The 24,960-nt window shown below is 68.6% G+C and carries 24 protein-coding genes; 11 read left to right on the forward strand and 13 right to left on the reverse strand.

The features are described from left to right. The first annotated feature begins 44 nt into the window (after positions 1 to 44). Positions 45 to 452 (forward strand): hypothetical protein, encoded by a 408-nt coding sequence (locus A6I89_RS10610; protein WP_013417575.1) that lies wholly within the window; start codon positions 45 to 47, stop codon positions 450 to 452. A 6-nt stretch (positions 453 to 458) separates the two neighbouring features. Here A6I89_RS10610 and A6I89_RS10615 read toward each other — a convergent pair whose 3' ends face one another. Further along, on the reverse strand, positions 459 to 1,316 hold the full coding sequence (locus tag A6I89_RS10615; RefSeq protein WP_005516841.1) for a LysR family transcriptional regulator: 858 nt from the start codon (positions 1,314 to 1,316) through the stop codon (positions 459 to 461). Between the two features lie 84 nt (positions 1,317 to 1,400). Between A6I89_RS10615 and A6I89_RS10620 the strand changes: the two genes are divergently transcribed. Then, the gene (locus A6I89_RS10620; RefSeq protein WP_022598488.1) at positions 1,401 to 2,540 is read left to right on the forward strand and encodes a YbfB/YjiJ family MFS transporter; all 1,140 of its coding nucleotides are present in this window, start codon (positions 1,401 to 1,403) and stop codon (positions 2,538 to 2,540) included. On the opposite strand, the gene A6I89_RS10625 is transcribed toward A6I89_RS10620, so the two are convergent. Then, positions 2,511 to 3,101 carry a TetR/AcrR family transcriptional regulator gene (locus A6I89_RS10625; RefSeq protein WP_005516839.1) on the reverse strand — a complete coding sequence of 197 codons (591 nt, stop codon included), beginning with the start codon at positions 3,099 to 3,101 and terminating at the stop codon, positions 2,511 to 2,513. The genes A6I89_RS10620 and A6I89_RS10625 overlap by 30 nt on opposite strands. 59 nt (positions 3,102 to 3,160) lie before the next feature. Between A6I89_RS10625 and A6I89_RS10630 the strand changes: the two genes are divergently transcribed. Beyond that, positions 3,161 to 3,763, forward strand: a complete 603-nt coding sequence (locus tag A6I89_RS10630) for an LOG family protein (protein ID WP_022598489.1) — start codon at positions 3,161 to 3,163, stop codon at positions 3,761 to 3,763. 50 nt (positions 3,764 to 3,813) lie between these two features. Here the strand turns inward: A6I89_RS10630 and A6I89_RS10635 are convergent, their stop codons facing one another. Both A6I89_RS10635 and A6I89_RS10640 read right to left on the reverse strand, forming a co-directional pair. Further along, a complete protein-coding gene (locus A6I89_RS10635; RefSeq protein ID WP_022598490.1) occupies positions 3,814 to 5,436 on the reverse strand; it encodes a long-chain fatty acid--CoA ligase in 1,623 nt (540 codons plus the stop codon). Positions 5,437 to 5,541: 105 nt separating this feature from the next. After that, positions 5,542 to 6,735, reverse strand: a complete 1,194-nt coding sequence (locus tag A6I89_RS10640) for an amidohydrolase family protein (protein ID WP_022598491.1) — start codon at positions 6,733 to 6,735, stop codon at positions 5,542 to 5,544. Positions 6,736 to 6,779: 44 nt separating this feature from the next. Here A6I89_RS10640 and A6I89_RS10645 point away from each other — a divergent pair, with 44 nt between their 5' ends. Then, a complete protein-coding gene (locus A6I89_RS10645) occupies positions 6,780 to 8,153 on the forward strand; it encodes a type I glutamate--ammonia ligase (protein ID WP_022598492.1) in 1,374 nt (457 codons plus the stop codon). A 34-nt stretch (positions 8,154 to 8,187) separates the two neighbouring features. Here A6I89_RS10645 and A6I89_RS10650 read toward each other — a convergent pair whose 3' ends face one another. Next, positions 8,188 to 8,784, reverse strand: a complete 597-nt coding sequence (locus A6I89_RS10650) for a CHAP domain-containing protein (RefSeq protein WP_044991489.1) — start codon at positions 8,782 to 8,784, stop codon at positions 8,188 to 8,190. 69 nt (positions 8,785 to 8,853) lie between these two features. Next, complete coding sequence (locus A6I89_RS10655; protein ID WP_022598494.1) at positions 8,854 to 9,270, reverse strand: RidA family protein; 417 nt, start codon at positions 9,268 to 9,270, stop codon at positions 8,854 to 8,856. Between the two features lie 203 nt (positions 9,271 to 9,473). On the opposite strand from A6I89_RS10655, the gene A6I89_RS10660 reads away from it, so the two are divergent. After that, entirely contained in the window at positions 9,474 to 10,967 is a 1,494-nt protein-coding gene (locus A6I89_RS10660; protein WP_022598495.1) for a PucR family transcriptional regulator, read from the forward strand. A 5-nt stretch (positions 10,968 to 10,972) separates the two neighbouring features. Here the strand turns inward: A6I89_RS10660 and A6I89_RS10665 are convergent, their stop codons facing one another. Then, positions 10,973 to 11,410 (reverse strand): AMIN-like domain-containing (lipo)protein, encoded by a 438-nt coding sequence (locus A6I89_RS10665; RefSeq protein WP_139811868.1) that lies wholly within the window; start codon positions 11,408 to 11,410, stop codon positions 10,973 to 10,975. A gap of 650 nt (positions 11,411 to 12,060) precedes the next feature. Here A6I89_RS10665 and A6I89_RS10670 point away from each other — a divergent pair. Next, entirely contained in the window at positions 12,061 to 13,362 is a 1,302-nt protein-coding gene (locus A6I89_RS10670) for an HNH endonuclease signature motif containing protein (RefSeq protein WP_084967906.1), read from the forward strand. 17 nt (positions 13,363 to 13,379) lie between these two features. Here A6I89_RS10670 and A6I89_RS10675 read toward each other — a convergent pair whose 3' ends face one another. Beyond that, positions 13,380 to 15,368 carry an oxidoreductase gene (locus A6I89_RS10675; RefSeq protein WP_022598500.1) on the reverse strand — a complete coding sequence of 663 codons (1,989 nt, stop codon included), beginning with the start codon at positions 15,366 to 15,368 and terminating at the stop codon, positions 13,380 to 13,382. A 341-nt stretch (positions 15,369 to 15,709) separates the two neighbouring features. On the opposite strand from A6I89_RS10675, the gene A6I89_RS10680 reads away from it, so the two are divergent. From A6I89_RS10680 to A6I89_RS10690, 3 genes are read left to right on the forward strand one after another with little or no spacing between them, the layout of a single operon-like run. After that, positions 15,710 to 17,083 carry an MFS transporter gene (locus tag A6I89_RS10680; protein WP_041674474.1) on the forward strand — a complete coding sequence of 458 codons (1,374 nt, stop codon included), beginning with the start codon at positions 15,710 to 15,712 and terminating at the stop codon, positions 17,081 to 17,083. Between the two features lie 41 nt (positions 17,084 to 17,124). Then, positions 17,125 to 18,585: an NAD-dependent succinate-semialdehyde dehydrogenase gene (locus A6I89_RS10685; protein ID WP_022598502.1), complete on the forward strand. Its 1,461-nt coding sequence runs from the start codon at positions 17,125 to 17,127 to the stop codon at positions 18,583 to 18,585. Then, entirely contained in the window at positions 18,582 to 19,415 is an 834-nt protein-coding gene (locus A6I89_RS10690; protein ID WP_022598504.1) for an HpcH/HpaI aldolase/citrate lyase family protein, read from the forward strand. The genes A6I89_RS10685 and A6I89_RS10690 overlap by 4 nt, the downstream gene beginning before the upstream one ends. Positions 19,416 to 19,419: 4 nt before the next feature. On the opposite strand, the gene A6I89_RS10695 is transcribed toward A6I89_RS10690, so the two are convergent. The 3 genes from A6I89_RS10695 to A6I89_RS10705 form a co-directional block, all read right to left on the reverse strand. Then, the gene (locus A6I89_RS10695) at positions 19,420 to 21,027 is read right to left on the reverse strand and encodes an alkaline phosphatase D family protein (RefSeq protein WP_172504610.1); all 1,608 of its coding nucleotides are present in this window, start codon (positions 21,025 to 21,027) and stop codon (positions 19,420 to 19,422) included. Between the two features lie 225 nt (positions 21,028 to 21,252). Further along, a complete protein-coding gene (locus tag A6I89_RS10700; protein WP_022598508.1) occupies positions 21,253 to 22,020 on the reverse strand; it encodes an ABC transporter permease in 768 nt (255 codons plus the stop codon). Beyond that, entirely contained in the window at positions 22,017 to 22,469 is a 453-nt protein-coding gene (locus tag A6I89_RS10705; protein ID WP_005516819.1) for a MerR family transcriptional regulator, read from the reverse strand. The genes A6I89_RS10700 and A6I89_RS10705 overlap by 4 nt, the downstream gene beginning before the upstream one ends. Before the next feature lie 75 nt (positions 22,470 to 22,544). Between A6I89_RS10705 and A6I89_RS10710 the strand changes: the two genes are divergently transcribed. After that, complete coding sequence (locus tag A6I89_RS10710; RefSeq protein ID WP_022598511.1) at positions 22,545 to 23,765, forward strand: MFS transporter; 1,221 nt, start codon at positions 22,545 to 22,547, stop codon at positions 23,763 to 23,765. A 15-nt stretch (positions 23,766 to 23,780) separates the two neighbouring features. Here A6I89_RS10710 and A6I89_RS10715 read toward each other — a convergent pair whose 3' ends face one another. Next, positions 23,781 to 24,167 carry a hypothetical protein gene (locus A6I89_RS10715; RefSeq protein WP_022598513.1) on the reverse strand — a complete coding sequence of 129 codons (387 nt, stop codon included), beginning with the start codon at positions 24,165 to 24,167 and terminating at the stop codon, positions 23,781 to 23,783. A gap of 160 nt (positions 24,168 to 24,327) precedes the next feature. On the opposite strand from A6I89_RS10715, the gene A6I89_RS10720 reads away from it, so the two are divergent. Further along, positions 24,328 to 24,735 carry a hypothetical protein gene (locus A6I89_RS10720; protein ID WP_005516816.1) on the forward strand — a complete coding sequence of 136 codons (408 nt, stop codon included), beginning with the start codon at positions 24,328 to 24,330 and terminating at the stop codon, positions 24,733 to 24,735. 78 nt (positions 24,736 to 24,813) lie between these two features. Here the strand turns inward: A6I89_RS10720 and A6I89_RS24955 are convergent, their stop codons facing one another. Continuing rightward, complete coding sequence (locus A6I89_RS24955) at positions 24,814 to 24,945, reverse strand: hypothetical protein (RefSeq protein ID WP_005516815.1); 132 nt, start codon at positions 24,943 to 24,945, stop codon at positions 24,814 to 24,816. Positions 24,946 to 24,960 lie beyond the last annotated feature (15 nt).

The following is a 24,960-nucleotide window of genomic DNA, read 5'->3' on the forward strand; positions in this document are numbered from 1 at the left end:
TGGCGGGGTCGCATGTTCATCGCTGTCGACACGAAGGGATTCGCATGAGCCTCCCGCGCAGTTCCGCCACCCTCGCCGCGTTCGCCGGTGCCGCCTGCCTGGCATTCGCGCCCACCGCTTCCGCTGCCACGACGTACACCGTGACCGTCGTTCCTCCGATCGGCACCGTCTTCAGCAGCACGATCACGACCCTGGCGGTGGTCGTCGGCCCCGCCCCGTCGGGCGCCGACGCCACCACCCCCGTCACCCTCGCCCTCACGGAACCCGACGGCGACACGACCAGCTTCACCGTTCCGCTGACCTTGGGCGGCGCCACCCAGGTCGTTCGAGTCCACGAGGCGGGCCGCTACACGGCAGTTGCCACCTTCGCGCCGCCGTCGGGCGAAACAGCAACCACCACAGTCGAGTTCGACGTGACACCGTCGCCGTTCGGGTTCGGCAGCGCGTCGTAGACGGTCTCAGCGCCGGAGGCGGCGGGCCTCGGTCAGCGCGCAGTCCCGCAGCACCCGCATCAGCGGAGTCACGCGGCTCGCGATGTAAACGAGGCTCACCGCGGTCGGCGCGGCCCCCTCGATGTCGACGAAGCGGACGTTGTGGTGGTGGACGCGGCGGCGCGCCGCCACCGGCACCGCCCCGACACCGCGGTCGGCCGCGACCAGCTCCAGCCACTCGTCGAAGTTGGTGCAGGTCACGATCTCCCGGTTCGGGTCTGGCGCGGCCCACGATTCGGCGCGGGTCGTCCCGGTCAGGGTGTTGACCACCAGCGGATGCGTCCCCAGTTCCTCCCACGTCACGGTGTCCCGCTCCGCGAGGGGTGAGCGGGCACTGACCGCGGCGACCCGGGGCTCCGAGAACAGGTGATGCACGGCGAGGGCTGCGCCGGAAACCTCACCGCGCATCACCGCGGCGTCCACGACACCGTCCCGCAGTGCCGTCACCGGGTCGTCGCACCGTTGCAGCAGCACGCGCGCACCCGAGCGCTGTTCGCACGCGGCGATCGTGTCGTGCGCCCACGGATCGGGCAGCAGCCAGCTGAACCCCAGCCGCACCGTCCGGTTGGCCTGCACCGATGCGACGGCAGCATCCAGGTCGCCGAGCACGTGCCGCACCCGCTCCGCGAAGGCTCGCCCGTCGTCGGTGGGCTCCATCGAGCGGGACGTCCGCTCCAGCAGCCGGGTGCCCAGCGTCGCCTCGAGCTGCTGGATCGTCCGCGTCAGCGCGGGTTGGGTGATGCTCAGTCGCTCGGCAGCGCCGGTGAAGGTCCCGGCGTCGATCACCGCGACCAGCGCCCTCAGATGCCGCAACTCGACATTCATAACTGCTGAGCATAGATCCAAACGAGGCGGCATTTCCGTCCGGCCGTCCTCCCGCATAACGTCGAGGCGACGAAGGGGGACGACGTGAGCGCGCCGGCAGGAACCGACCTGGAGGTCCCGGCCCGCCGCACACGCCTGACGGTGGTGCGCGCGGCGGCCGGACTCGCCGCCGCCATGGGGGTCGGCAGGTTCGTGTACACCCCGCTGCTGCCGCTGATGCAGGAGCAGACCGGGGTCTCGCACTCGGACACGGCACTGGTCGCGACCGCCAACTACCTCGGCTACTTCCTGGGTGCGATCGCCCTCGCGGTGTTCCCGGCCGGCACGCGCTCGGTGACCGTCTTCCGCGCCTCGATCCTCGCCCTCGTCGCGAGCGAACTCGCGATGACCGTCGGGACGGACGTACGCGTGTGGCTGGCCGCGCGCGTGGTCGCGGGCGTGGCCAGCGCCGCGATCTTCGTCTACTGCGCCACGGCCGTGGTGGGACACCCCTCGGCCGGGATCACCTTCACCGGCGTCGGGATCGGCATCGCGACCTCCGGGGTGCTCGTCGCCGTGCTCGGGCCGATGCTGTCGTGGACTGCGCTGTGGGTCGTCGCCGCGGCGTCCACGGTCGGGTATGCCGCGATCGCGTGGAGCCTGCCCCCGGGATACCCACCGCCTTCCCCGACCCACGGCAGACCTCCGCCCCGCACGGCGCCGTCCGCACGGTGGTGGACACTCGGCGCGTCGTACTTCCTGGAGGGACTGGGCTACATCATCCTCGGCACCTTCCTCGTCGCGGCGGTATCGGCGGGCGGCGAAGCGTGGACCGGCCCCGCCGCGTGGGTGGTGGTCGGGCTCGCCGCCGTGCCGTCACCGCTGCTGTGGGCGAAAGCCCTCCGCCGCTGGTCGGCCGAATCCCTGCTGGCCGTGGCACTCCTGCTTCAGTCGGTGTCGGCGCTGCTGCCCGCACTGGTCGACGGACCGATAGCCGCCGTGGTGGCCGCCGTCCTGTTCGGCGGAACATTCATGGGAATCACGTTGCTGGCCATGGATTCGGCTCTGGGACTGGGCATCCCCCGAGCCGCGGCCGCGCTGACCGCGATCTACGGCCTCGGCCAGATCCTCGGACCGCTCGTCGTGGCACCGATGCTCGGCGACGGGTTCCGGGCGGCATTCATCTGCGCTGCAGCCGTTCTCATGACGTCTGCGCTACTCGCGGGCGCCACTCGCCGACGGTAGGAGCAGGTCGACCACGCGCTCGGCGAGGTCGGCGTCGACCAGGCCGCCGCTGACCACCTGGCGGTAGAAGACGGCGCCCGCGAGCGTGTCCATGAACAGGTCGACGTCGAGATCGGCCGGCAGATCTCCCCGCGCCACCCCCCGGTCGATGACCTCCACGCAATTGGTGCGGCGCTCGGCAAGGAATGCGCCCCGGAAGGCGGCGAGCCCCTCGGGCGTCCGGGCCAGGTCACTGATGAGGGCGGGCATCGCGACGCCGAGGGGTGAGCCCGCGTAGTTGCGCACGGTCCCGGTCAGCCACTGCACGAGGTCGTCCCGCGTACTGCCGGTGTCAGGAACCGGCCCGGTGTCCATCAGTGTCGCGAGTGCGTCGGCGACGAGTTCCGGCTTGCCCGACCACCAGCGGTACAGCGTGGTCTTGTGCACACCGCTCGCCTCGGCGATGCGCTCGACGGTCAGCTGCGCGTACGGCGTCACGGCCAGCTCGTCGACGACCGTCCGAAGCACGAGGTCACGCTTGCGTGGGCCGCCGCGACGCGGCTCGGCACTGGGAACCGGCATGCGCGCATGCTGCCACGCGATAGGATGCAACGCAACGTTGCGTTGCATTAAGGAGTGGAATGAGGATCACCGTCTTCATGGGGTCGGCCACCGGGCACGATCCCACCCATCTGCAGACGGCGACGCAGTTCGGCCGCGACCTGGCCGCGGCCGGAATCGGCCTGGTGTACGGCGGCGGCCGCGTCGGACTCATGGGCGCCGTGGCCGACGCGGTGGTCGCAGGCGGCGGCGAGACCGTGGGGGTGATTCCCCGGCATCTCGCAGACAAGGAGATCGCACATCCGGGCCTGTCGACCCTCGAGGTCGTCGAATCGATGCACGTCCGCAAGCAGCGGATGGCCGAGCTCGCAGATGCCTTCGTGGTGCTGCCCGGTGGCGCCGGAACGCTCGACGAGTTTTTCGAGATCTGGACCTGGCAGCAGCTCGGGCTGCACGACAAGCCGGTGTTCCTGTTCGACGCGGACGGTTTCTGGCAGCCCCTCGTCGCGCTCCTCGACCACCTCGTCGACGCCGGGTTCGTGGCCGCGTACCAGCGGGAGGCGCTGCTCGTCGCCACCGACCTCGACGACGTTCGGACCGCGATGACGACGTGGGCGCCGCCCGCCCCGAAGTGGTCCGGGACCGCCGAGCCCGCGAACGACACCGACCTCGAACGGGCGTGAGCCTCCCGGGGCCTGCCACGCGCCCGAACCGGCGTGGCAGGCCCGGCGGCTCACAACCGGGTGATGTCGAGGCTTCCGTCGTGGAAATCGGCGCGTAGGCGCTTCTTGTCGAACTTGCCGACGCTGGTCTTGGGAACCTCCTGGATCACCGCCCAGTTCTCCGGGAGCTGCCACTTGGCGACCTTGTCCGCCAGGAAGTCTCGCAGTTGATCGAGTGTGGTGTCGCTGCCCTCACGCAGCACCACCGCCACCAGCGGACGCTCGTCCCACTTCTCGTCGGGGATGCCGATCACCGCGGCCTCGGCCACGGCCGGGTGCCCCATCACCGCGTTCTCGAGGTCGACCGAGGAGATCCACTCCCCACCGGACTTGATGATGTCCTTCGTCCGGTCCGACAGCGTCAGGTACCCGTCGGGCGTGATCGAGCCGACGTCACCGGTGCGCAGCCAGCCGTCCCGGAACTTGTCCGGCGCCTCGACGCCGTAGTACGACGCGGTGATCCACGGCCCGCGGACCTCGAGTTCACCGATGCTGGTGCCGTCGTGCGGAACCCGGTTGCCGTCGTCGTCGATCAGGCGGGCCTCCACGGATGCCGGGAACCGGCCCTGCGTGTAGCGGTACTTCCATCGCTCCTCCCCCGTGGCCTCGGCGGGCGGACGCGCGACCGAACCGACCGGCGACGTCTCGGTCATCCCCCACGCGTGCAGCACCGACACCTGGTGGTCGTTCTCGAACGCGTGCATCAGCGACGGCGGCACCGCGGCCCCGCCGATGAGCACCTCACGCATCGACGAGATGTCCTGCGGATGGTGTTCGAGGTGCAGGTGCAGGCCCTGCCAGATCGTCGGCACCGCGGCCGCGAACGTCGGCCGCTCCGCCGCGATGAGCTCCGCGAGCGGGCCGGGCTGCAGGAACCGGTCCGGCATGATCAACGACGCGCCGATCATGAACGCCGCGTAGGGCAGCCCCCACGACATCGCGTGAAACTGCGGCACCACCGCGAGCGCGCGGTCGCCCTGCGCCAGGTTCGGCCCGTCACTCATGCAGACCTGCATCGAATGCAGGTAGATCGAGCGGTGCGAGTACACGACACCCTTCGGGTCACCGGTGGTCCCCGAGGTGTAACACATTGCCGCTGCTGATCGTTCGTCGAGCTCGGGCCAGTCGTACTCGGTCGACTCGCCAGCGATCAGGTCCTCGTAGGTGTGCACCTGGACGCCCTCCGCCACCTCCAACCCGGCCGTCGACTCTCCCGTCACGATCACGTGCTCGACGGTCTTGAGCTGCGGCAACTGGGGCGCGAGCAACGGGACGAGCGTGGCGTCGACGATGATCACGCGGTCCTCGGCGTGGTTGGCCACGTGGACCAACTGCTCCGGGAACAGTCGGGTGTTGAGCGTGTGGAGCACCGCCCCCATCGAGGGCACCGCGAGGTAGGCCTCGAGGTGCTCGGCGTTGTTCCACATGAACGTCGCGACCCGGTCGTCACCGTCGACGCCGAGGCCGCGGAGGGCGTGCGCCAGCTGTGCACAGCGCAGGCCGACCTCCGCGTACGTCCGACGCCGCGCGCCGGCCTCGGTCCAGGTCACCACCTCGGCGTCCGCGTGGACGGTGCTTCCGTGCCGCAAAAGCTGCGCGATGGAAAGAGGTAAATCATTCATCGTACTCAGCATTGACGGCTCCTCGCTCGATGCACGCCGCGTGGCGTGTTGGTGTGGGCCGAAACTATGCCATGCGAGAGACCCGGATCACAGCCCCTCGGTTCCTGGCGTTTCGGACTAATCGGTCGGTGGGGTGTTGGATCCGAGCCGGTAGGCGCGGCGCGCGTTGTCAGCGGCGATCATCCGTGCGACGCGCCGGGCATCCGCACGCGACCAGTCCCGCCGGGCCACTTCGGCGTCGAGCACCGCTGCGAGTGCGCGACGGAACCGCACCGCGGCCACGTGGAACAGCTCGGGCAGCCCACACCCGTCCGTGGAGAAGAGCACCGACCCGAACGGAGCGAGCTCGAGCAGTTCGGCGAGGATGCGGGCCGCGCCGCCACCACCGACGTTCTGCACGGCGAGCCCGACGTCGACGAAGACGTGGTCGAACACCTGCGCGAGATAGCCCGCATTTCGGTGGAAGGGGTAGTTGTGCAGCAACATGATCGGCACGTCCCGGCCCGCGGTAGCCCGCAGCAGCGGCATCAGCAGCAGCGGGTCCGCGCGGTGCAGATCTGTGTCGGCGTCGCCGTAACCGACGTGGAACTGGATCGGCAGACCCAGATCGACGGCGGTCCAGAACAGGAACCGGACGAGGGTTTCGTCGTGCAGCCGAACCGGGCGCCCCGCGGCGACGTCCGCCGCCCAGCGCGCAGCGGCCGTGAAGACCGCGGCGTCGGACGGGCGATCCGCCGCCAGATCCAGGCCCACCCGATAGGCCGCAACGGTTTTGAACGCGACGGCGGTGCGGGACGCGTCGGCCAACCGCGCTCGACACGTCGGCGCGAACGCGTCGGCATTGTGCCCGGCGATGACGTCCTCGGCCACCGACTCGAGGCGGACCACCTCGTGCGCGACACCGCCGGTGAAATCTGCCAGCTCGTCCGGCGCCGTCAGCCGGTCCGGGAGAAACCCTGTGTCGACGAGGAACTCGGAGATCCCGGCCGCGTCGAGCAGCCGTCGGGTCACCTCGTCGACGCCGAGTTCGGTCCGCCGGTCGAGGTACTCGTCGGGTCCGGCGTGCCTGTCGAGGTCCAGCACCGGCGCGCACAGACTGCGGACCGCGGTGCCGGCCTGCGTGTCGAACAGGCTCCCGTGCCACCATCCGGGTGCCGCCGCCTCGGTGAGGAACGACTCGAACCCGGCCCGGTCGAGGGGGCGACGCAGCACGCCGTGGCAGTGATGATCGACGAGCGGGAGGGCGTCGACCATCTCCGCAAACGAGTCACCGTCGGGGGCCGGGGGCGTATCGTCCGGTGAGAACGTCACGCTGCCATTCTGCCGCCGACCGGCCCCGCTGCGAGGGAGTTGCGATGGATCGGCTCGAACGCGAGCGTCGGGCCCTCGCCGCGGCGCGGCTCACCGGCGAACTCGCCCACGCCGGGGTGGTGCTCGTCGCGTTGCCGTGGGTCGACAACAGCGGCGTGGTGCGCACCAAGGCCGTCCCGATCGACCGTTTGGAGCGGGCCGCCGCGTGGGGCGTGGGCGCCTCCCCGGTCTTCGACGCGTTCGCCCCGGACGACACGATCGTCCCCGGCCGCTACGCCGGCGGACCGGTCGGCGACCTGCGGTTGATGCCCGACCTCGCCCGGATCACCGTCCTCGCCGCGGTGCCGGGGTGGGCGTGGGCGCCCGTGGACCGGTACACGCAGGACGGCGAGGTGCACCCCCAGGATGCGCGCGGGACACTGCGCCGGGCGGTCGCGCAACTCGACGACGAGGGTCTGACGGCGCAGGCGGCGTTCGAGATCGAGTGGATCGTCGCGGCGGACGCCGACGGCTTCACCCCCGCCACCCGGGGGCCCGCGTACGGATTCACGCGGCTGGTCGAGAAGTCCGACTACCTGACCGACCTGGCGAGCGCACTGCGGAAGCAGGGTGTGCGGGTGGAGCAGATCCATCCGGAGTACGCGTCAGGGCAGTTCGAGTTGTCGGTCGCCGCGGAGGACCCACTCGCTGCGGCCGACACGTCGGTGCTGGTGCGCGAGACGATCCGAGCGGTGACGGTCCGGCACGCAATGCGGGTGTCGTTCTCCCCCAAAGTGGTTGCCGGCGGGGTCGGCAACGGCGGACACGTGCATCTGTCGCTGTGGTGGGACCGACGAAATCTGCACAGCGGCGGCGACGGCCCGTGCGGGCTGACCGCGACGGCCGAGGCCTTCGCCGCCGGCATCCTCGAACACCTACCCGGTCTGCTCGCGGTGGGGGCACCGTCGGCGGCGAGCTACCTTCGCCTGGTGCCCGGGCAGTGGGCTGCGCCGTTCCGGGCATGTGGCCACGAGAACCGCGAGGCCGCACTGCGATTGGTCACCGGCAGCGGCGGCGAGGAGGACCGCGCCTCGAATCTCGAGGTGAAGGTGCTGGATCTGTCCGCGAACCCGTACCTGTGCATGGCCGGTCTGCTGTTCGCCGGGATGGCCGGAATCCGCGAGGGCGTCGCCCTGCCCGACCTGGTGGACGTCGACCCGGCTTCGCTCACCGACGAGGAACGCAGCCGTCGCGGAATCGACCGCCTGCCGAGTTCTCTCGCCGCGGCCACCGACGCCTTCGAGGCGGACACGATGCTCACCGAGGCGTTCGGGACCGAGCTGTCCGCGACCATCGTCGACGTCCGCCGTGCAGAGACCGCGCGATTCGCGGATGCGAGCGACGAGGAGATCGCCGCGGCGCTGCGATGGGCGTTCTGACAGCTTGCGCCGTCGCTCCGATCCCGGTGAGCCGTCAGGAATCGAGCCGGCCGAACCCGACGACGGCGCCGTCCGACAGCCAGTCGAGATCGTGCACACGGATCTTGCCGAGTTCGTTGCCGCCGACCGTGGTCGCGGTGTCGCCGTCCACCGCGACCACGAAGTTGGTGTGCTGACCGATGCGGAACTCGTTGTCGTACAGCACCGTATCCCCGGTCTTGGGACGGTAGCCGTTACCGATCGGCTCGAAGCGCCCCTGGGATTCGTAGTACTCCTGCAGCGTGTACACACCGGGAATGCGCCACGACCCCGAGTTGGGGTTCGAGAACGGTTCGCCGGCCTCGCGCATCACCCAGCTGACGAAGTTGGCGCACCACGGCTCCTTGACGCCCTCCGAGTAGAACGTGCCGGGCCGCTGCTCGCGGTGCTCGTTCTCCAGAAGACCGACGACCTTCGCCTGGGTGGGCGTCAGCGCGGACGTGTCGACGTCGGGAAACGACGCCGTGTCCCACGGCAGGTAACGCGGCGGCGCCCACCACAGCACGGCGCCCGCCGCCAACACCAGCACCGCGGCCACGGATGCGATCCACATGGCGAGGCGTCGACGACGGGCGACCGGCTGTGCGCTCATGCCCTCGAATGTAGCCGCAAGCGAGACGGTGATCGGGCGGCCTCACCGATGGGCTCAGCGTTCGGGACGTCAGCCGACGAAGACGCGCTTGCCGTCGACTACCGCGACGGCGTCCATTTCGATGAGCATGCCCTCGACGAGCAATCCCGAGGAGATGGCGATGGAAGCGGGCCACGGAGCCTGCAGAAACTCGGGACGCACCTGCTTGAACAGGTCGTAGTCTTCGATGTTCGGGACGTGAACCGACATCTTCACGATCGACTCGAGACCCACCCCGTGCGAACGCAGGGCGAGTTCGATGTTCCGGAACGCCTGCCGGGCCTGCTCGACGAAACCGCCTGCCACCAGGCTGCCGGCATCATCGAAGCCACCGATGCCCGCCGTGTAGACGAAGTCGCCGACCCTGACGACCTGGCTGTACTCCGCGGTCTTCGCCCACGTGAACGGCGCCTCCCGGACCTCGATCACCTTGGTTTCCTGCGACATCCGACTCTCCTCTCGATACCCGGCAGCGACCTGATCTGTGGACGAAATCGCCACTACCGCAAGGGAAAGGGGCGAGGCGCTACCTTCGTCGAGGCTGTCACACACTGATCTGCAACAGCGACGTACTGTCGTACGGACTTCCCCGCAATCGACATACCCTCGTATAGTGCAGTCCTCATTCCCGAACGTCGGCAGGAAACACAATGTCCGAGTTGACCGTGGGCGACCTCGTCGCCATGCGCCAGTTGGGTTGTCGGACGATCGCCGGATCGGGCGGCCTGGACCGACCGGTCGTGTGGGCGCATTCCTGCGAGCTCGACGACCCGTGGAACTGGGTGGCCACCGACGAACTGCTGATGACCACCGGCATGTGCATTCCCTCAGACGAAGCACTCCAGATCGAGATGATCCGCCGGCTCCACAAAGCGGGCATCGCCGGCATGGCGATCGGCGACGACCTGAAAGCCCCACCGCTGACCGACGGGATGCTCGACGAGGCGAACGCGCTGGACCTGCCGATCCTGAGCGTCTCGCATTCCACGCCGTTCTCGGCCATCGGGCGGACGGTCGGCGTCGCCACCCAGAGCGAACAGATCAGCCGTATCGCGCGGCTGAGTCGGCTGTACGAGGTGGCGAGGTCCGCCACGCTCGCTGACTCTTCGCTGCTGGACCGGCTGTCCACGGAACTGGGGCACCCCCTCCACGTTGTCGACGTCGAATTCGGCACCGAAGTTCTCGGCCGCCGGGGACGCATGCCCGCCGAGACCGTCCGAGCGCTCCGCCAACGGGTCGGCGGCAAGCTCGACCGGCTGCCCGCTCGCCAGGCCGTGACGGTAGGCGACGAACTGGTCGCGACGGCCTTCGCGCTTTCGACCCACCGCAAGTGCATGCTCGTCGTGGACGGCCCGTCCGATATCGACATGGACGCGTTCGGCCTGCTGCACGCCCAGAGCCTCATCGGAATCGAGGTCGAACGCGCGACCCGCGACCGCGAACGCGACGACGCATCCGGCGCACTGCTGTTCGAGCAGATCGTCGACGGCTCGCTCGGCTCCGACGCCGCGCAACCCCGGCTCGAACAGAGCGGCCTCGCCGACCGCGAGTGGGTTGTGATCGCGTTCGATTCACCACATCTGCGGGCGGCGCGAATCTATCTGGGAGACAGCGCCTTGCCGAGTCTGACATGCATCGTGGGAGAGGAGGGCTACCTCATGACCACGGCCGACGACATGAGCGCCGCGCTGGACCTGCTGTCCGGCCGAATCCCGCATCTCGGTGTCTCGGCCCCCACCTCCACGATTCAGCGCCTTCCGGACAGCGTCCGACAGGCCCGCTGGGCGTTGCAGGCCGCACGCGCCGACGGCAGTGCCGTCGCCGAATACTCCACGGCGTCACCACTGTTCCTTCCCCGCACCCTCAGCGAGGCGACCTTCGCCGCCCGTGCCGTCCTGGGCGATCTGATGGACCACGACACCGCCAACCAGTCCCAGCTGGTCGAAACCCTGGACACCTTCCTGACCCTCGACCGAAGCTGGACGGCCACCGCCGAGAAGCTGATGATCCATCGGCAGACACTCGCCTACCGGCTCAAGCGAATCGAAACGATCACCGGCCGCAGCACCAAGAGCTCCGCCGACATCTCGACCTTCTGGATGGCGCTCATCGCACTGCGGATCAGTCGCGGTGGGAACCAATAGTCGGGCTAGCGGAACTCGATGACCAACCGCGGCGGGGCGTCGAGCACGGTCACATCGAACAGCGCTGGATCGTCCCGGAAACCGATGAAGGACTGAGTGATTCTCCCGGTCTCCCGAATGTCGGGGAGCAAGTAGAGCTGGGCAACGCGGGAACCTTCCGGACCCGCCAGTGGTGCTGCAGCGGCAGAGAGATGACGGGCCGGTGGCGCGGTGTCCATCATGTCCACCTGCACCAGCGATCGCCCAGGAATCGTCAGCGGCGAACCACCACGGTGCGGCACAGCCTCGGCAACGTAGCCGACCTTCCAGAACGGCACTCCGGACCCGGTGAAGGAGTACACAACTCGATCCGCACCCGCCTCCACATCAGTTTCGATTCGTACATCTCTCACCGACGCAGTAGAGGCAGGACCGATCGTCGAGAGGACACCGCCGTCCGGCACGAGTTCGAGCGTGGACCGCGGCGTGGCGACGGATCCGACGTCGATTCGTCCGGTTCGGTCGGCCGGCGTGGAGGCGAAAGAGGGGTTCGACGGGAGCGTCGCTCGGTCGGCACCACAGCCGGTCGCCAGCGCCAGCGTCCCGAGCACACCGATCAGCCTCATCATTCTCATACGCCCCCTCCGCGGAACCCACTCCCCCGTCGCGCACTCTACGTACGTCGCCGAAAAACTAGCGGCGGACCGGAACACCCGCGGCGCGAGGGGCGTCGGGGACGGCCTTTCGGCGCCCGGAAACTGCTGCCATGCAGACCTCACAATCGGTTGATAACGTTCATCACGTACCAACCGTTTCTGTTCGACCGACAGAGAAGGAGTTCCAAATGTTCTCCAGCGTGGGCGACTTTTTCACCTTGATCCTGAACCTGGGATTCTCGGCCGGCTCTTCCGGTTTCCAGGTCAGCGGTTCCGGCGGCGGGGTACCGACTCCGGCGTAATCGCTACGGCTCCATCTCTGTGCCCCGGACGAACTTGTCCGGGGCACAGTGCTGCTCCCGGGTCCACGAACTGGCGGTAACCGCCTTACTCGCAGCCGCTCCCGACCGGCCTCAGCATCCATTGACTCGAACGTAAGTTCGAACTAGGCTCGTGTCATGAATCCGGGGGGACTCAACAATTCGGGCATCGCAGCCGCTTCGCTGCGGTCTGGCGACGTGGGATCGCTCGCCGAAGCGGTTCTTGTGCAGGGCATGGCCGACGTTTGCCGTGAGATCGAACGGCTCCAAGCGTTGCGGGTAGCGATGGCCGCCGAAGTCGATGCGCGTGCGGTCTCGTTCGACACCCTCGGCTTCCGCAGCGTCAAGCAGTGGCTGGCCGCGAACACATTGCTGGAAGTGCCGGCCGCAGCACGGATCCTCGCGTTGGGCCGGATGCTGAGCCGGCAGCCCGAGATCGCCGACGCCTTCAACGCCGGCGATATTTCCGCCGAGCACGCGGCGTTGATCGGGAAGTTCTGCGAGACCCCGCCGCGCGGCATGCCGAACGAAGCGCTTGGTTCGTGCCGGAAAGTGTTGCTGGACGCCGCGTCCGGTCCCGCCGCGACCACCATAACCGTTCGCACCTGCATCTCGCGGTTGGAGCGGATCTTCGAATCCGACGAACTCCCGCCCAGCGAAGACACCGAACGTAACGAATTCCACGCCTCGAAAACGTTGAACGGCCGCGTCTCCGTCAAAGGTGACCTCGATGCCGTGACCGGCGAGATGCTGTTGACGGCACTGTCGGCGCTGACCAAACCCAGGAATCCGGTCGACGACCCCGCTGAGAAACGCACCCCGGCACGGCAGCGAGCCGATGCGTTCGCGGAGATTCTGCGCCGCTACCTCGACTCCGGCGACGCCCCGATCGAGGGCGGGGAGCGGCCCCACCTGTCACTGCACGTGAACGCCAGCGATCTCGCCCGCAGCGAGTCGGCTCACGAGTGGACGCCCACCGGTGAAGGGTCGGACCTGTTCGGTGACAAAGACATCGCACGCATGCCCCACACCGGGCCACTGTCGATCGCGACCGCGCGGCGGATCGCGTGCGACTGTCACCTCACTCCCATCGTCATGGACGATGGCGTGCCCCTGAATCTGGGCCGCAGCAGCAGGACCGTGTCGAAGAAACAGCGTCGGGCGTTGATCGCCCGCGACCACGGCTGCGCCTTCCCCGGTTGCGGCACACCACCCGCCCACTGCGAAGGCCACCACATCGAACATTGGGCCGACGGCGGCCCCACCGACCTCGACAATCTCGTGATGCTCTGCCGCTTCCACCACCATCTACTGCATAATTCCCACTGGGACGTGAGAATCGGCGACGACCGGCACCCGTGGTTCACCCCACCGAGCACCGTCGACCCCTACAGGAAACCCGTCCCCGCCCACAACCGGGCGGGACCACACGCCGCATGACACGGTGGGCTCGAGCATCAGATTCTGCTGGCGACCCGCAATCCTTCGAGAGTCGCCTCCTCGACGGTGCGCGGCGCCTGGCAGTCTCCGATCGCGTACACCTCGGTCCCGGTTCCACTCAACTGCGCTGTCAGCTCGTGAAACAGCCCGTCCTCCTGCTTGTGGCCGAGGCACAGCACCAGCGCTGCAACGTCTTCCGCGATCACGGGCTGCGAAGTGAGGGTGTTCTGGAGGTACACGGTGTCGTCGTCGGCGCCGTAGAGTCGCGCGTTGGTGACGATCTCCACGCCCGCCTCGTACACCGCAGCCAGCATGGCGTTGCGGGTGTACTGCTGGATGGTTTCGCCGGGTGCGTAGCCGTCCACGGCGAGCGTCACCTTGCGGCCTCCGCTGCGGGCGATCATCTCCGCGACCCCCAGACCGATCCAGTCGCAGCGCCAGTCGGCCACCACGATTCGTCCCTTCGGAAGCTCGGCGGCGTTCGACTTGATGACGTCCCATGACTCGAACACCGGCAGGGCGTCGTCGAGCTCGAGTGGCGGACGGTACGGGGTGGCGCCCGTAGCGACGATCACGACATCCGGGTTCACCTCGCGGACCAGCGCGGCGTCGACATGCACTCGGGTGTGCACCTCCACCCCGTAGCGTTCGATCTCCGACTGCAGGTTCGTGACCGCGCCGCCGAACTCCGCTCGGTGCGGCAACCTCTCGGCCAACAACACCTGACCGCCGACGCGGCCGGCCGCCTCGTAGATCGTGACGTGGTGCCCACGCTGCGCGGCAATCGCGGCCGCTTTCATGCCCGCCGGCCCGCCGCCCACGACCATCACGCTCTTCGCCGCGGCAGCGGGAACAGTACGGCCGAACTGAATTTCACGGCCCGTCTCGGGACGCTGGATGCACGAGATCGGGTACCCCATGTGGAAGTGGCCGATGCATGCCTGGTTGCACGCGATACACGCCCGGATCTCCTCGGTGCGTTGCGACTGCGCCTTGTCCGGCATCTCGGGATCACAGATGAGCGCCCGCGTCATCGCGCAGGCGTCGGCCTGTCCGGACGCCAGCACGATCTCCGCCTCGTGCGGCTGGTTGATGCGTCCGGCGACCAGAACCGGCACCGACACCTGCTTTTTGATCTTCGCGGCGGACGGTGCGGTGTACATCGCCTCGTAGTGCATGGGTGGCACGATGTGCGTGGACCCGCCCGTGCTCGCGGACGTGCCCTCGGTGACGTTCAGGTAGTCGACGTAGCCGTCCGCGTCGAGCGCCTTGCACAGCGCGATGGTGTCGCTCTCACCGGTGGCGTCGTAGGTGTTCTCGTCGGCCGAAAGGCGTACGCCCACCACGAAGTCGGGTCCGACTGCCTGGCGCACGGCCCGGGCCGTCTCGCGCAGCATGCGCATCCGATTCTCGAGGCTCCCGCCGTAGCGGTCCTCGCGCACATTGAGATTCGGATTGAGGAACTGCGCGGGGAGGTAGCCGTGACTCGCGACGATCTCCACACCGTCGAGGCCCGCGGTCTGCAGCCGAATCGCGCCCTCGGCGTAGCCGGCGATGATCTCCTGCAGAAGTTCGATGCCAACGGCCTGCGGCATGACGTGGAAGCGCTCGTTCGGCACCGCGGAAGGTGCGAGCGCGACAGGTAGCGCACCGTCGCCGGATTCCATGATTTCGCGTCCCGGATGGAAGATCTGCGAGATCAATTTGCAGTCGTGCTCGTGCACTGCCTCGGCCACTCTCCGGTAGCCGGGAATGCAGCTGTCGTCGGTGATCATCAGGACGTGCGAGGTGTAGCGCGCGGTCTCGTGAATGCCGGCGACCTGCATGATGATCATTCCGGCGCCGCCCTCCGCCCGCGCGCGGTGGTATGCGACGAGCTGGTCGGTGACCTCGCCGTCGTGCACCATGACGGTGTCGTGACCCGACGAGAAGATCCGGTTCTTCAGCGTCGTCCCACCGAGTCGGAGGGGGCTGAACAACGTCGGAAACTCGATCGCGGTCGACATGGGAGACCTCTCTGGAACGTGCTGATGCTTCGATCTGGCGCCTCGACTGTTCCACACCGACCCACCGCGATCACTCGTACCGAAGTCTGCAATTGACCCCCGCGCTCGTACTCGCGTACACCCGGTCCGGCGGTATTTCGCACCACGAGCAACAAGGCTCGAATCAGGCCCCAGCACGCTGTCTTCGAGTCCAGGGGGTTGTACTGCTGGATAGAATCACCCACGAGTTACGTCCTGTCGTACAGTTCACACCGGCCGAGGGTTCTCCTAGTGTTTCGAGCAATCAGTTCCGCTCCGGTCCGTCTCCTGGCCGCGGCTGCGACACTTCGAGGACACTCACGATGAAATCTTTTGACGTCATGGACGAGGCGCCGACGTCGCGCTTCCACCGAAAGTTGTTGATCGCCTGCTGCGGCGGCCCGTTCCTGGACGGGTTCGTGCTCAGCATCATCGGCGTGGCGCTGGTCGGCATCAAGGCCGACCTGATGCCGTCGAGTGCCGAGGTCGGACTCATCGGTGCCGCGTCGTTGATCGGCATCTTCTTCGGCGCGACGCTCTTCGGCGCACTCACCGACCGCATCGGCCGCGAGAAGATGTACGCCCTCGACCTCACGGTCCTGGTGATCGGTTGCGCCCTCAGCGCGTTCGTCCAGGAGGCGTGGCAACTGATCGTGCTCCGGTTCGTGATCGGACTCGCGATCGGTGCGGACTATCCCATCGCGACGTCGCTGCTCACCGAATTCACCCCGACGAAGAAGCGGGGCTTCATGATCGGCGTGACCGGTCTGTCGTGGTCGCTCGGCGCCGGCTTCGCCTACATCGTCGGCGCGGTGTTCGTCGGCGTCAGTGGCGGTCACGATCACTGGCGCTGGATGCTGGCGACGTCCGCGATCCTGGGCGTCGTCGTCGTGCTCGCCCGCCGCGGCATCCCGGAGTCGCCCCGGTGGCTCCTCGGCAAGGGTCGCGTCGCCGAGGCCGAGCAGGTGATCCTCGACGTCTACGGCAAGAAGCTCGACCTCACCGACGAAGCACCTGCCGACTCCGGGATGACGATGCTTCAGTCGTTCAAGGCGATCGTGCGCGGGGGCTATCTCAAGCGCACCCTCATGTGCGGTGCCCTGTACTTCGCACAGATCACGCCGCAGTACGCGATGCTGACCTTCCTCCCGGTCATCCTGGCGGGGTTCGCGGTGTCGAGCGACGGCTCGGCCGGTTTGATCGTCGAGACCGTCATCATCCTGCTGTTCGCGATCGGTTCCATCCCGGCATTGCGCTGGGTCGAGACGATCGGCCGCCGCAAGATGTCGATCATCCCGTTCGCGGTCATGGCGTTCCCGCTGATCTTCCTGTGGCTCGTCCCGGACGCACCCGTGTGGCTGGTGGTCGTGGCCTTCTGCGCGTACGCCTTCGCGTCCGGTGGCCCCAGCATTCTCGAGTGGATCTACCCGAACGAGCTGTTCCCCACCGAGATCCGCGCCACTGCCGTGGGTGTGTCCGTGGGTATCAGCCGGATCGGCGCCGCGACCGGCACCTACCTGCTGCCCATCAGCATCGACAACTTCGGTATCGGCACCACCATGGGCTTCGGCGCGCTCATCACGCTGGCCGGATTCGCCGCCTGCTACGCGTGGGCTCCGGAGACCGCCGGACGCCCGCTCGAGGAGACCGCGTCCGTTGCTCCGGCCCGCGTCCGCCCTGCCGCGGCCGTGGACTGAGAACCCGTATCTCCGCAGGCGAACTCTCGAAAGATGACTCGATGACGATCCTCACCACCCCCGACAGCATCGTCGACTCCGTGCCCACCGACCTGTGGGTGGGCGGCCGGCAGACCCCCGCATCCACCGGCGCCACCTTCCCGGTGCACAACCCCGCAACCGGCAGCGTCCTCACCCACGTCGCCGACGCGAGCCCGGACGACGGCCGCCGCGCCCTCGATCTCGCGTCGAGAACCCAGGCTCGGTGGGCGGCCACCGCGCCGCGAGAGCGCGGTGAGATCCTGCGCGCCGCCTTCGAGTCGGTGCGCAGGCGCAGCGAGGACTTCGCGACCGTCATGACACTCGAGATGGGCAAGGCCATCGGTGAGGCGCGCAGCGAGGTCGCCTACGGAGCCGAGTATCTGCGATGGTTCGCGGAGGAGGCCGTCCGCGTCGGCGGACGGTTCGGCGCCGCACCGGGCGGCAACGGACGGATCCTGGTCACCAAGGTCCCGGTGGGCCCGGTACTGGCGATCACCCCGTGGAACTTCCCGCTGGCCATGGGAACCCGCAAGATCGCGCCGGCCGTCGCGGCGGGATGCACGATCATCGTCAAGCCGGCCGAGGAGACACCCCTGACGATGCTGCTGCTCGGTGAGGTGTTCGCCGAGGCCGGGCTGCCCGACGGCGTGCTGTCGATCCTGCCGACGTCGAACGCGTCGGCACTGTCCGGGCCACTCATGCAGGATCCCCGCCTGCGGAAGGTGACCTTCACGGGCTCGACGCCGGTCGGAAAGCTGTTGGTGCGCAACGCCGCCGACCAGCTCCTCCGGACCTCGATGGAACTCGGTGGCAACGCACCGTTCGTGGTGTTCGAGGACGCCGACGTCGATGCCGCGGTGGACGGTGCCATGGCCGCGAAGATGCGTAACGGCGGGCAGGCCTGCACGGCCGCCAACCGGTTCCACGTCGCGCACGCGGTCATCGAGGAGTTCACCGAGAAGCTGAGCGCACGGATCTCCGCGCTGCGCACGGGCCCGGGCATCGATCCGACCACCGACGTCGGGCCGCTCGTCAACGCGGACCAACGCGACGTCGTGTCCGACCTCGTGGCCGACGCCGTCGCTCGCGGTGCCCGTGTCCGCACCGGCGGTTTCGCCCCGGAGAGTCCGGGATTCTTCTACGCACCGACACTGCTCGACCGCATCCCCGCGGACGCGAGAGTGCTGCGCGAAGAGATCTTCGGGCCCGTCGCGACCGTCTCCGGATTCGACACCGAAGAGGAGGGCATCGCGGCCGCGAACGACACCGAGTACGGTCTGGCCTCCTACTTCTACACCCGCGACATGGATCGGGCGATGCGGGTCGCGGCCGCTCTCGACACCGGCATGGTCGCCGTCAACCGGGGCATCCTGTCGGACGCGTCCGCCCCGTTCGGTGGCGTCAAGCACTCGGGTTTCGGCCGCGAGGGCGGCACCGAGGGCATCGAGGAGTACCTCGAGACGAAGTACGTCGCGCTGTGACCCTGGCCGCGGAGAACCCCGAGACCCGCACTGCCGCGGCACGATCCTGGCTCCTGGCGGCAGCGGTGGGCGAGGACGCGCTGTCCGCCGCCGCCCGCGCCGGAGCGGACTGTCTCGTCGTCGACCTCGAGGACGGAGTGCCGTTCGCTCGCAAGAGCTTCGCGCGACAGCTGGTACGGGAGTGGCTGTCCGACAACCCGTCCTGGGTCCGCATCGGCGACGTGAACTCCGGCCAGCACGCTCTCGACGTCGAGGTGGTGCGGGGCACTCCCGGGGTACTCGGTGTGGTGCTCGCGAAGGCCGAATCCGCCGAGGACGTACGCACGACGGCACGCGAACTGCCCGGGCTCCCGATCGTGCCGATGATCGAGTCCGCGCTCGCACTCACCCGCGCGGTCGAGATCGCCGCCGCCGGACCTGCGGTCCGCCTGGCCTTCGGTGTCGGCGACTTCCGACACGACACCGGCGTGGCGAACACCCCTGCCGCGTTGGCGTACGCGCGGTCCCGACTGGTGGTGGCAAGCCGCGCCGCCGGGCTGCCCGGGCCGATCGACGGTCCCAGCGCACGGGAGGAAGCGGTGGCGCTCGACACCCGCGGTGCAGCCGAACTGGGGATGACGGGAAGACTCGCCGTGCGGCCGGCCGATGCCGCAGTCATCAACGATGCACTCTCCCCCACTCTCGCCGAGATCGATTCCGCGGCAGCGACGATCGACCGCCTGGGCGCGCACGGCGAACACGTCGCTTCCGGCGCGGACGTGCCCCGGCTGGCCGCAGCCAAGGCCGTGCTGCGGCGAGCTCGGCAGTTCGGGCTCCCGGTCGACGGTTGACGGGTCAGGGCGCGAGCGGTCCTGCGACGGGATGCGCCTGCTGCGTGCCGTCGGCGACGCGGTAGCTCATCGCGTGCCGGACGATCCCGCGCGGATCGGTGGGGTCGGATACGTAGAACCAGTCCATCTGCGCCGCAGCTTCGTTCACTTCGAACACACCGTAACCGTGCGAATCCAGTTCGACGTACCGGACGTGACGGTTGAACGCCTTGAACGCCTCCTCCGCGGCCACGGTCGCGGTGCGAGGCGGCACCTTCAACATGTCGTCGATGTTCGGCGACGTCACCGACGGCACGACGAACTCGGTGCCGACCGTGCCCGCAGCCGGGTAGTTCGCGGCGTCCACCGGTAGGTCGCACGCCCACGACGTGTGGATATCCCCGGTGAGGAACACCGTGTTGCGCACCCCGTTCGCGGTGATGGCGTCGAACAGGCGTCGACGGTCGGCGGTGTAGCCGTCCCACTGGTCGGTGTTGTAGGGGATACCGGCGTCGGGCACGCCGATCATCTGCGTGATCGCACCCATCGTCCGATTGTCCAGGGGCGGAAAGACGCACGGTGTGATCATCACCGGGTTGCCCACGATCTTCCACCGGGTCGACGCGGTCACGACGCCGCTCGTCAACCAATCCATCTGCGCGCGACCGGTAATCGTCCGGTCGGGGGAGTCGACCTTGCGCCATCCGGCGCCGGCGGATGCCGGTTCGTCACGATAGGTGCGCAGGTCGAGCATCGACAGTTCCGCCAACGTGCCGAACCGGAAGCGCCGGTACAGTGCGGCGTCGGACCCGGTCCCGTGGACCCGCACCGGCATCCACTCGAAGTAGGCCCGGGTCGACGCGGCCTTGCGCGCACCCCAGTCCCCCTCGGTGGCCGGATCGTGGTTCTCGGCGCCGCCGTCGTACGAGTTGTCTGCCGATTCGTGGTCGTCCCACGTCGCGATGAACGGCAGCTTCGCGTGCAACGCCAGGAGATCGGGGTCGGTCTTGTACTGCGCGTGCCGGATTCGGTAGTCGGCGAGCGAGACGATCTCGTGGGCCGGGTCGTGCAGGCGCACCGAACCGCCGCGGGCCCCGTACTCGCCGCGACCGTACTCGTAGATGTAGTCGCCGAGGTGGAGAATCGCATCGAGGTCGTCCCGTTCGGCGAGGTGCCGGTACGACGCGAAGTACCCTGCCTCCCAGTTGGAGCACGACACGACGCCGAAACGCAGGCGGGCGATGTCGGCGTCCGCGGCCGGCGCCGTGCGGGTGCGTCCGACGGGGGAGACGATGCCGAGTCCGGTGAACCGGTAGAAGTATCCGGTGCCGGGGCGCAACCCGGTGACGTCGACCTTCACCGTGTGGTCGGTCTCCGGACCGGCGGTGACCGTGCCGCTGCGAACGAGCGTCGCGAATCCCGCGTCGGTCGCGACCTGCCAGGTGACCGGGACGGCGGGCCCGGCAGCGGATCCCGGTAGCGCGTCGGCCGTCGGGGTGAAGCGCGTCCAGATGATCACGCGGTCGGGGAGCGGGTCACCGGATGCCACCCCGTGGACGAAACCCGGTGCCGGTGTGGCCGCCGACGCCCGTCCCGCTGCCGCGGCGGCGATTCCGGCCCCTGCGAGCACCATCGAGCCGCGCAGCACCCCGCGGCGAGTCACCCCAGCGATGTCGTTGTTCTCGAACACCCCCGGATCACAACGCAATTCGGACGCACGTTCAACAAGAATCGTGAAACGTACCGAGCATTCATCGACTGTTCCCCTTCCCGCCCCCTTCGCGTTTCGCGCACTTAGCGCGGGGAAAACGCCCCGGAATTGCGCGACAAGTGCGCGAAACGCGGGGGAGAGGGGGACTCAGGGGTGGTGGAGACCGGAGGTCCGCGGCCGGTGGACGGCGCCGCGCGCCACCAACTCGATCGTGGTGGCGACCGCGCACGTCTGTGCGAGCAGAAGACCGACGAGGACGAGGATCTGCACGGCACCGGCCTGCACGGCGGATCCGGTCGCGAGCAGCACGCCGACGAACGCTCCGGGCAGCGTCACCAGGCCCACGGTCCTGGTCTGGTCGAGGCCCGGCAGCAGAGCATCCGCGGCGGCCGACCCGACCACCTCCATCCGGGCGTCCCGCGTGCTCAACCCCAGGCTGAGTGCGGCTTCCACCTCTCCCCAGCGTTGCTCGATCGCGTCGAGGCCGCGTTTGGCGGCAAGTGCCGTCGCGGTCATCGCGTTACCCAGGACGATGCCGCCGATCGGCACCAGTGCCACCCCCTCGAGCGGCACCACACCACTGACCAGCATGAGAGGAACCACCAGCCCGACGCCGACGGCCAACGCCGACGCCAGCCACACCGCCGACCGGCCCGCCCGCGAGCGCCGCGCCGCGGTGAACGCCGCCGCCACGAACATCACCGCGAGCACCAGCAACGACGACCACAGGTGCGCGAGCGCCGCCGCCAGGATCAGCGACACCGCGGCCAGTTGCAGCGCGCCACGCACCGCGGCCCACGGCGCGGTCAGCGGGTTGCCGAGTCCGGCGAAGCGATACACGACGGCGGCCAGACCCACCATGACCGCGCACAGGACGAACAGCGCGAGGCCGGGGTTCACGAGCGAGGTGCTCACGGTTCGGAAGCCTTGGGCAGGAAGTCGTCCGCGAAGTCCTCACCGGACAGGGCCGCGTCGACTCGGGCCCGGATGTACCCGCCGGTGGTCGGGCAGTCGCGCGCCCGGTCGGTGCGGCAGCCGAGCATGTGTTCGAGCACCGCGACCGCCCGGGACAGATGACTGATGCGCTCACGCATCCGGGCGGCCTGGTCCTCGATCAACCTGCTGCGGTCCGCCACCGTGTCCGAGTCGACGATCGCCTGGGTATCGGCGAGCGAGAGCATCCCGTCCTCGTGCCACAACTGGATGTAGGCGAGCCGACCGAGGTCGTCGCGGCTGTAATAGCGGACGCGCCCGCGACGCTCCGACGCCTCGATGAGACCGCGCTCCTCGTAGTACCGCAGCGCCGGCACGGACAGTCCGAAGGCGTGCGCGACGTCGGTGATGGAGAAGAGGTCGTCGGGCATGCGACACCTCCGACTTGCGCTCAAGCCCACTTGAGTGTGGACGCTGTGAGCCTACTCCTCGGAAAGGAACGCTCAGTGCAGTCTCTGCAGTCCGATGCCGCACCGGCCGCGGCGTCCCGCGCAGGCGTCGGCGCCTCGATGATGCTGCTGGTCGCCGGTTTCGTCCTGATCAGCGCGAACACCCGCGTCGCTTTCGGTCAGATCGGCCCACTGGCCCCGGTTGCCGGGTTCGACGCCGCCACCGTCACACTGCTCGGGCTGATCCCCCCGTTGGTGATGGGACTGTTCGCGCCGCTCGCCGTCGTCGCTCGCCGACGCCTCGGCGAGGAGCGCGCCCTGTTCGCCGCCGGCGCCGTGCTCCTCGTGGGAGCGCTGGTCCGGATGGCGGGTATGCCCGGGCTGATCGCCGGCACCGTGATCGTGAGCCTCGCGACCGCGGTGGTGAACGTGCTCGTGCCGGTGTTCGTACGCAAGCGGTTCGCGCCCGAACGGACCGGCGTGATGATGGGTGTCTACGCCATGTCGATGGGCGCCGGCTCCGCCGTGATCGCGGCGCTGATGATTCCCGTGTGGCGCGCGTCGGGCGAATCATGGCCGCCGGCAATCGGACTCGCGGTGATTCCCGCGCTCCTGGCGCTCGTCGGAACCGTCCCACAACTGCGGCATGCGAGTCGGCCCGGCACCCACGCGGGGGCGACGGCCCACGACCGGCCGAAAGTGCTGCGTACGTGGACCGCATGGAGTTCGACGATCTTCTTCGGCATCCAGACGCTGCTCTTCTACGCGACGCTCGCCTGGCTGCCCTCCATCCTGGTCGCCGCCGGGCTGGCCGACGGCAGCGCCGGAAACATGCAGGCGCTGTTCATCGTCGGCGTCGCCGGGGGAGGACTGGTGGCACCGATCCTCGCAGCCGCGAGCGTGGACCAGCGACCTCACATCCTGGCGATCGTCGCGGTGTGCGCCGCGGGCTTCGCCGGGTTGCTCATCGCGCCCGACTCCGTGCCGGTCGTATGGGCGTTGATCCTCGGTGTCGGGCTCGGCGCGGGTCAAGCCGTTGCCGGAGTGCTGTACGCCCGACGCGGGCGTACCCCGGACCACGTGGCCGCGCTGTCGACCGTGGCGCAGACGGGCGGTTACCTGATCGCGGCGACCGGACCGATCCTGGCGTCGATCCTGCACGACGCCACCGGATCGTGGACCACACCGGTCACCGCGTTCCTCGTCCTGCTCGCCGTCAACGCCGTCGCGAGCATGCGCGCCGGGCACGACCCGAAGCCGGGAAGGCAGGCAGGTTGACGAGTGCCACCGGACTCATGGAAGCACGAAACAGGCCGGACCCAATGGGATCCCCGTTCCCACCGGAACTGTCACGTCGGGACCGCCCGCCGACGTGTGGTACGCCACGATCCGATGGTCACCGGGGGTGCGCGGAATCCACCCGACTGTGGCCGTGCCGTTCAGAACGGGCGCCAGCGGGCTCGGCAGGATCGTGGCCTTCTGGAAGTCGAAGAACGAGACGGGGTTCTGCCACGTCGTTGCCGCGGTCACCGCATAGATGCAGTTGGTTCCGAACTTCTCCTCGAAGCCACGCTCCGGGGTCCACGTGTAGCTGAGTCCGGGATGGGCATCCACCCGAACGACGTCGGCCGCGGCCGTCGGCACGCCGAGAACGAGTGCCGAGAGCGCCGTACCGGCCACAACAGAGCCGACCGTCCCTTTTGTTAATTTCATGCCGGTTTCATCGCACAGGGGCGGTCCGCATTACACGTCGCGATTACACGTCGCGCCGAAATGGTGTGAACATCTTGTTGTCAATATTTCGTTGACAAACAGGGATTCTTCAATGGACCCTCGAAGCATGACCTCCGAGGATTTCACTCCACCCAACCCCAGCCGCGAGCGTGCCCACCGCGAGTACGCGGCCCTGTTCCGGATCATCGAACGCCACGGCGCCACCCCCGAACAGCGGGCGCGTCAGTCACACCCCGAAATCCTGGAACCCCTGGGTGCCATCCGGGTCGTGGCCGCGCTGGCGGGCGGCGTTCACACCCCCGAGCCCGGCGAACCGGATGTCGACGACGCCGACATCACCGCGGCCCTCGGACTGTTCCCCAAGGCTCGCGCGGAGATGGACCAGCTCGAGGCGCTGTTCCTCGGCATCGCTCGCCAGCGCGGAATGACTTGGCGAGAAATCGCATTCGGGTTGGGACTCGGCAGCACCCAAGCGGCGCGGCAGCGATACGAGAGACTGGTCGAACGCACCTGAGGTCGAATACGTGTAGGGCCCGAAGCCGACGAGCGGCTTCGGGCCCTACACGAGTCGGCCGGCTCCCGGCCACACTCGCTAGACGAGCAGCGCGGCGAACGCCCCGAGGGCTGCGATCAGACCGGCGAAAGCCCCCACCGCTTCCGCACCTGCGACAACCTGATCGAAGTCGACCGAACCCAGAGCCGTAGCGAACTCCTCAGAACCCATTGTCTTCCCCTTTGT

The organism is Prescottella equi, assembly GCF_002094305.1.
Classification (GTDB): domain Bacteria; phylum Actinomycetota; class Actinomycetes; order Mycobacteriales; family Mycobacteriaceae; genus Prescottella; species Prescottella equi.